The following is a 6,711-nucleotide window of genomic DNA, read 5'->3' as shown; positions in this document are numbered from 1 at the left end:
GGACCAGCACGTGGTGGCCGCCAGCCCGCGCCTGCTGGCGCTGGCCCATGCTGCCGGCTTCGCGCAGGTCAGCTTGGCCGAGGGCCCGCTGCCAGCGCAGCTGGCGCAGGCCGCACACGCCGCGATCACCACCTCCGCAGGTTCCTGAACAGGGGACGTTCGCGGCCTTGCGGGGCGCCCGGGCGGCGGCGATGCTGTGCACCTGAGCGACCGCCAGCTCGTGAATGCACCGGCGCGGGCGACGAAGGATGACTGCATGAACGAGATCGATCCGCCCCCACCCCACCGACCGCTGCGCTGGATCCTGCCGCTTGCCGTGGTGGCGGTCGTCGTGGGCGGTGCCGGTTGGGGCTGGACCAAGTGGCAGGCACAGCAGGCACGCGCCGCCCAGCGCGAGGCCGACGCCAACGTGCTGGTGCAGGGCCTGGCCGGAAGCGTGGAAGCGCTGCGCCGCGACCAGCGCTCGACCTCGCAGCGGGTGCAGGATGCGGCGGCCACCAACCGGGTGCTGCGCGACGAAATGCTGGGCCTGAGCCAGCGCAACGCGCTGCTGGAAGAAAACCTGGCACGGCTGGCCGACAGCACCCGTCACAACGCCCAGGCACTGCAGCTGGAAGAAGCCGAGCTGCTGCTCAGCCAGGCCGGGCAGCGGCTGGCCTTTGCCGACGACGTGGACGGCGCGCGCCGCCTGTACGCGCTGGCGGCCGCTGCGCTGGAGGAGCTGCCGGGCGGCGAATACCTCAACCTGCGCCAGGCCCTGATGCAGGAACGCAATGCGGTGGATGCACTGGGTCCGGGCCCGCGTGCGGAGACCCAGCAACGCCTTGCCCGGTTTGCCGGCGCGCTGGGCGCGCTGCCCGAGCAGATCGTGCCCGCCGCCGGCAGCGCGGCGCCGCCATGGTGGCAACAGCTGCTGGCGCCGTTCGTGACCATCACCCCCACCGCCGCGCAGGGCCCGCTCACCGCCGCCGAGCGCTCCGCCGCGTGGGACGCGCTGCAGCTGGAGCTGACCCTGGCCCGCGCGGCAGTGGAACGCGGCAATCAGTCGGAATTTGAACAGTCGCTGGACCGTGTGGCGCTGTGGATGCCGCGCCTGTGGCCGGATTCACCCGGCCTGCGCGAACGACGTGCTGAACTGCAACAGTTGCGCGCTCGAGTGCTACGTCCGCCGCTGCCCGAACTGGGCAGCACCCTGCAGCAGCTGCGCGCCATGCGCGATGGGAGTTGATACATGAAGCCGATTCATTCCGTGGTGGTGTTGTTGCTGGCCGTGGTGCTGGGCGTGGTGGCCGCCCACTGGCTGGGTGGCGAATCGATGCGCCAGTACGGCGAGGTGATCTATCGCGCCGGTGGCAACGACTACCGTTCCACCCTGCCGCAGGTGGCGCTGATGGCGCTGGTGGCGCTGCTGCTGCTGTGGCTGCTCTGGAGCCTGGTGGCCTCGCCGTTCCGCGCATGGGGCCGCTACCGCCGCAAGCAGGGCCGCGCGCGCCTGATCGAAGGCCTGCAGGCGCACGAGTATGGCCACTGGCAGCGCGCTGAAAAGCTGCTGGGGACCGCCGCCGAAGACGATGAAGTGAGCGCGGTGGCATACGTCACCGCCGTGCGCAGCGCCGAAGCTCGCGGCGACCAGGCAGCGGTGGACCAGTACCTGCAGCGCCTGTCCACGGCCGACGCCACCGCCTACGCGTTGCTGCAGGCCGAACGCCTGCTGCGCCAGGAGCGCCCGGTGGATGCGATCAACGCACTTGATGTTCCTGGCATCCAGCCGCTGCCGCCGCGCGGCCTGTGGCTGCGTACCGAAGCACTGGCACGTGCCGAACGCGCGCACGAGGCTTACGGCCAGCTGGGCGCGCTGCGCAAGCAGAAGGTGCTGCCCGACGACGCCGTGGCCGAGCTGGAAGTGCGGTTGGCGGCGCAGTCGCTGCTGGAAGCGGCCGACGTGAATGCGCTGGCCGCGCAGTGGGAAGCCACGCCGAAGGCGCTGCGCAGCGACCCGGACGTGGCCTCGGCCTACGCACTCCGTGCGGTCGCGCTGGATTGGGACGAGCCGGCCCTGCTCAACCTGGAGCAGGCGCTGGACACGCGCTGGGACGAATCGCTGGTGACCCTGTACGGGCAGATGCCGGTGGAAAAGCTGGCCACCCGCCAGGCCAACCTGCAGCGCTGGCTGGTGCAGCAGCCGTCCAGTCCGGCCGTGCTGCTGGCGCTGGGCCGGATTGCGGCGCGCCAGGGCGAGCATGTGCAGGCCGAGGATTACCTGCATCGCGCCATCGCCGCCGGTGCCGGTCCGGAAGCGTGGGAAGCGCTGGGTGAGGTATTCGCCGCCCGTGGCGAGCCGGCGCTGGCCGCGCAGTGCTACGGCAATGCGCTGCGGCAGTCGCGCGGGGAAAGCAGCGTGGTGCTGGTGCGCGAAGCGGCGGGGCAGAGCCCCGCTCTACATGCGGTGGTGCCGGAGCGTGCGACGGTGGAAGAGCAGTCGTTGCTGACCGACCGGTTGGTGGTGCGCTTGCCGCGATTTCCCCGGTTAGACCGCTAGCATTCGGGAACCCCGGGGTTACCGTGCCGTAGCGCGGGGCTCTGCCCCGCTGCCGGTTCCGACAAAAACAAAAAAGGCCGCCCTCGCTTGGGCGGCCTTTTTCATGCAGCGGGGCAGAGCCCCGCTCTACGGGGTTCAGCGTTCTACGATCGCTACTACGCCCATGCCGCCGGCGGTGCAGATCGAGACCAGCGCGCGGCCACCGCCGCGTTCGGCCAGCTGCTTGGCGGCGGTCGCGATCACGCGCGCGCCGGTAGCCGCGAACGGATGGCCGGTGGCCAGCGACGAGCCCAGCGGGTTGATCTTGGCCGGGTCGATCCGGCCCAGCGGCGCGTCCAGCCCCAGGCGGTTGCGGCAGTAGTCTTCGCTTTCCCACGCACGCAGCGTGCACAGCACCTGCGCGGCGAAGGCTTCATGGATTTCGTAGATGTCGAAATCCTGCAGGGTCAAGCCGTTGCGCTTGAGCATTTCCGGCACCGCGATGGTCGGTGCCATCAGCAGGCCTTCGCCGTGCACGAAATCGACCGCAGCCACCTGCGAATCGCGCAGGTAGGCCAGCGGTTCGTGGCCGTGCGCGCGCGCCCATTCCTCGCTGGCCAGCAGCACCGCCGAGGCGCCGTCGGTGAGCGGGGTGGAGTTGGCGGCGGTGAGCGTGCCACGGCCGGACACCTTGTCGAACGCCGGCTTCAGCGTGGCCAGCTTTTCCAGCGAGGTATCGGCGCGCAGGATGTTGTCGCGCTCGACGCCACGGAACGGGGCGATCAGGTCGTTGAAGAAACCGCGCTCATAGGCGGCGGCCAGCTTCTTGTGCGACGACACCGCCCATTCGTCCTGCGAATCGCGCGAGATGTTCCATTCCTTGGCCATGTCTTCGCAATGGTCGCCCATGCTCTTGCCGGTGCGCGGTTCGGCCACGCCCGGGAATTCCGGCTTCAGTTCGGCCAGCTTGAAGCCGCTCACCATCGCCCGGATCTTGTCACCGGTGGTCTTGGCACGGTTGGCCGCCAGCAGGCGCGCGCGCAGCTTCTTGCCGTACACGATCGGCACGTCGGAGGTGGTGTCCGAACCGCCACCGATGCCGGATTCGATCTGGCCCAGCGCGATCTTGTTCGCCACCGCGATGATGGTGTCCAGCGAGGTGCCGCAGGCGCGCTGCATGGTGATGCCGGGGGTGAGCGGGGACAGGCCCGACGACAGCGTGGCTTCGCGGCCCAGGTTCCAGTCGCTGGAATGCTTGATCACCGCGCCCATCGCCACTTCGCCCAGCTGCTGGCCGTGCAGGCCGAAGCGCTCGACCAAGGCACCCAGTGTGCGCACCGACATGCCCAGGTTGCCAACATCCGAATAGGCGGTGTTCTGGCGGCAGAACGGGATACGAACGCCACCGAGGATGGCGACGGGACGAGCGTTGGGCATGGAGATACCTGGCATGGGAGGGGTGTCTGCAACATGGCCTGCACGAAGGAGCAGGCATAATGGCAGCAAGTGTAGCTGCCGCCCTGTGATGGGCCAACCGTGAACCCATGAGCAAACCCGACCCCGGCATGAATGCCCTTGGCGTACTGGCATTGGAACTGGCCGGAGGAGACGCCCCCCGAAATGCCGCCCTGACCTCCGCGCAGGCCGGTGAACTGGCCGACCGCGTAGGCCGCGACCTGGCCAAGCTGGTCCCCGGCGTGAGCGGGCTGGACTTCGTCTTCGCCGGCGCCCATTTCGACCCGGCCGAGGTGCTGCGCCCCGGCTGGCCGATCCACCGCCGCCTGGAAGAACTGCAGATGCGCGCGCCCGGCCGCAACGAGGGGCCGCGCCTGTTGGCGTTCGGCGCCGGCGCCGACGGCGATGTGCCGCTGCCGTTCCAGGCCGATGCCAGCCTCACCGGCGGCGGCCTGCGGGTGGTGCCGTTCCTGCTGACCGGCAGCGACGTGGCCCAGACCGCGGCGGTGGCCGAAGCACTGGAAGAGGTACTGCTGGCCCAGGGCATGGCCCAGGCCGACACCGCCCTGCTGGCGCAGAACGCATTCGGCGCGCAGATCGAGCACGCGCGCTATTTCACGGTGAATGACCTCGCCGCGATGATGTCGATGCAGTACGACAACCAGGGCCTGGCCGCGCTGTGGCCGCTGATTGAAACGGCATTGATGGCACCGCAGGTGGAACAGTGGCTGGACGCGGCCCCGGAGCCGCTGCTTCGATACGCTGATGGCGAAGTGCGTATGGCGCTGTTCGATCCGGCCGGCTGGTGCAATTTCTACAACCACGGCACCGGCGACTGCGACCGCCTGCAGGGCATCTACGAGCAGTACCTGATGCGCCAGCGGCAGATGGCGGCGGTGCTCGAAGCGCACGGCCTGCCGGTGCTGTTCGTGCATTGCGAAGCCGGGCAGGAACCGAGGGACCTGCTGGCGCGGTGACGGTGTAGCGTGCAGCCACGCAGGGCGTGACTCTACGACGACTGCCGGAAAATCCAACGTGGCGCCACGCCCTGCGTGGCTGACGCTGACACAACAACGCCGGCAATCGCCGGCGTTGTCTTTTCCGCGTAGGGACACGCCATGCGTGTCCCACGGAACTTACGGGGCAGCCTTGATCACCGCACACGCCAGGCGCGCACCGGCGTTGCCGGTCGGCTGGGTCTTGTAGTCGTCCGGGTCGGCATGCACGATCAGGCCACGACCGATGATGTCGCTGTCGTTGCCTTCGCCGATGTTGACGTTGGTCGACACGGCTGCATCCACCACCGCGTTGCCTTGGGCGTCGGCCTTGATGTTGGGGATGTCGCCACCGTGGTGCGGGGTGGTGGCCACGCTGCCGTGGTCTTCCTTGCTCGGGTTGAAGTGGCCGCCAGCGCTGTCGCCGTTCGGCGCGCTGCAGTCGCCCTTCTCATGGATGTGGAAGCCGTGTTCGCTGTTCGGCTTCAGGCCGCTGACCTGGCCCTTCACGTGGACCTTGCCGTCGACGACGCTGAAGGTCACGTTGCCCTTGACGTCATTGCCCTGGGTCGGGGCCAGCTCAGCGACGGCAGTGTGGTTGGCGTGCGCTTCGCTGGTCATCGCCGGCGGCGCTTCGGTGGTGCGCGCGGTTTCGGCGATCGGCGGGGTGGCGGTGGCGGGGTCGGCGGCGGGCGCATCGGCCGGCTTGTTGCAGGCGGTCAGGCCGATGGCGGCAATGGCAGCGAACAGTGACGTATGGATCAGGCGCATGTGGATCTCCTTGCGGGTAACGAGGGAAAAAGCGACGTCGCTGGGCAGCGCGTTCAGCGCGTGACCCGGATGACGCCGCAGGCGATTCGGGCGCCGGCGTTACCTGCCGGCTGGCTGCGGTAATCGTCGGCGTTGGCATGAACCACCAGCGCGCGGCCGACGATGTCGGTGGCTGCACCGCCGCCGAGGGTAACCGCTGGCAGGCGCACATCGACGCTGACCCGGCCCTGCGCGTCGGCGCGCAGGTTGTCCATGTCGCCAATGTGATGTGCCCCAGCGCTGTTGCGGCCATGCGGCTGGTTGAACGGGTTGAAATGCGCCCCCGCGCTGCTGGCGTCAACGGCACTGCAGTCGCCGCGTTCATGCACATGGAACGCCGCCGCCTTGAGCGGCCGCAGTCCACCGATGGTGCCGGTGATGTGCACGCCGCTCGCGTCCGGCACCATCACCAGGCGCCCGCTGACGATGCTGGCCGACGCCGGCGCCAGATTCGCTTCAGCTTGTTTGGCAGTGCTCACCACCGGCACGCTGGGTGCCGGCGCAGGCGCCTTCTGTGGGGCGCTGCCACAGGCGGCAAGCACCAGCAGGGTCGGCGTGAGCAGGGCGATGTGGGAACGGCGCATGGGTACTCCTTGGATCTGCAAACTAGCGTTGGGGTCGTCCACACACCATGAAAGGCGGTGAACGCGGGGTTCATCCGCCGCGTCGGCGCCCGGCGCCGAGCTTGCGGGTCAGGGTATTGCGGCCCATGCCCAGCCGTGCGGCGGCTTCGGCACGTCGGCCGTGGGTGATCTGCAACGCCGCTTCCAGCAGCGCCTGGTCCACCCGTTCACGCACCTGGGCATGCAGGCCCTCGGCGCCTTCGGCCAGGCGTTGCCGGGCCCAGGCCGAGAGCAGGGCTTCCCATTGGCCGGGATCGCCCTGCGCGCGCGTGCGCGGGCCGGGGCCGCGGTGCAGCGCGCTGTCCACGTC

Annotated in this window: 7 protein-coding genes; 3 read left to right on the top strand and 4 right to left on the bottom strand. The window is 69.4% G+C overall.

The window, feature by feature from the left end:
* Positions 1 to 256: 256 nt before the first annotated feature.
* Positions 257 to 1,228: a hypothetical protein gene (locus tag RWO33_RS18350; protein WP_314106662.1), complete on the top strand. Its 972-nt coding sequence runs from the start codon at positions 257 to 259 to the stop codon at positions 1,226 to 1,228.
* Positions 1,229 to 1,231: 3 nt separating this feature from the next.
* Complete coding sequence (locus RWO33_RS18345) at positions 1,232 to 2,539, top strand: heme biosynthesis HemY N-terminal domain-containing protein (RefSeq protein WP_314106660.1); 1,308 nt, start codon at positions 1,232 to 1,234, stop codon at positions 2,537 to 2,539.
* Positions 2,540 to 2,674: 135 nt separating this feature from the next.
* Here the strand turns inward: RWO33_RS18345 and RWO33_RS18340 are convergent, their stop codons facing one another.
* On the bottom strand, positions 2,675 to 3,970 hold the full coding sequence (locus RWO33_RS18340) for an acetyl-CoA C-acetyltransferase (protein ID WP_145480747.1): 1,296 nt from the start codon (positions 3,968 to 3,970) through the stop codon (positions 2,675 to 2,677).
* A 92-nt stretch (positions 3,971 to 4,062) separates the two neighbouring features.
* Between RWO33_RS18340 and RWO33_RS18335 the strand changes: the two genes are divergently transcribed.
* Positions 4,063 to 4,950 carry a hypothetical protein gene (locus RWO33_RS18335; RefSeq protein ID WP_145480745.1) on the top strand — a complete coding sequence of 296 codons (888 nt, stop codon included), beginning with the start codon at positions 4,063 to 4,065 and terminating at the stop codon, positions 4,948 to 4,950.
* A gap of 159 nt (positions 4,951 to 5,109) precedes the next feature.
* Here the strand turns inward: RWO33_RS18335 and RWO33_RS18330 are convergent, their stop codons facing one another.
* The 3 genes from RWO33_RS18330 to RWO33_RS18320 all read right to left on the bottom strand — a co-directional run.
* Positions 5,110 to 5,739 carry a superoxide dismutase family protein gene (locus RWO33_RS18330; RefSeq protein WP_145480743.1) on the bottom strand — a complete coding sequence of 210 codons (630 nt, stop codon included), beginning with the start codon at positions 5,737 to 5,739 and terminating at the stop codon, positions 5,110 to 5,112.
* Positions 5,740 to 5,792: 53 nt separating this feature from the next.
* Positions 5,793 to 6,362 (bottom strand): superoxide dismutase family protein, encoded by a 570-nt coding sequence (locus RWO33_RS18325; RefSeq protein WP_314106658.1) that lies wholly within the window; start codon positions 6,360 to 6,362, stop codon positions 5,793 to 5,795.
* 70 nt (positions 6,363 to 6,432) lie between these two features.
* On the bottom strand, positions 6,433 to 6,711 hold a 279-nt coding region (locus tag RWO33_RS18320; RefSeq protein WP_314106656.1), incomplete at its 5' end, for a helix-turn-helix domain-containing protein.

The organism is uncultured Stenotrophomonas sp. (assembly GCF_963519925.1).
In the GTDB taxonomy this organism is placed as follows: domain Bacteria; phylum Pseudomonadota; class Gammaproteobacteria; order Xanthomonadales; family Xanthomonadaceae; genus Stenotrophomonas; species Stenotrophomonas maltophilia_AE.
Note: the sequence above shows the minus strand (reverse complement) of the source record. Positions and strands in the feature narration are given on the sequence as shown.

Excerpts from the sequence above, each read along its gene's own strand:
- RWO33_RS18340 (WP_145480747.1), bottom strand. The coding sequence starts at position 3,970 with ATGCCAGGTATCTCCATGCCCAACGCTCGTCCCGTCGCCATCCTCGGT.
- RWO33_RS18325 (WP_314106658.1), bottom strand. The coding sequence starts at position 6,362 with ATGCGCCGTTCCCACATCGCCCTGCTCACGCCGACCCTGCTGGTGCTT.
- RWO33_RS18350 (WP_314106662.1), top strand. The coding sequence starts at position 257 with ATGAACGAGATCGATCCGCCCCCACCCCACCGACCGCTGCGCTGGATC.
- RWO33_RS18330 (WP_145480743.1), bottom strand. The coding sequence starts at position 5,739 with ATGCGCCTGATCCATACGTCACTGTTCGCTGCCATTGCCGCCATCGGC.
- RWO33_RS18345 (WP_314106660.1), top strand. The coding sequence starts at position 1,232 with ATGAAGCCGATTCATTCCGTGGTGGTGTTGTTGCTGGCCGTGGTGCTG.
- RWO33_RS18335 (WP_145480745.1), top strand. The coding sequence starts at position 4,063 with ATGAGCAAACCCGACCCCGGCATGAATGCCCTTGGCGTACTGGCATTG.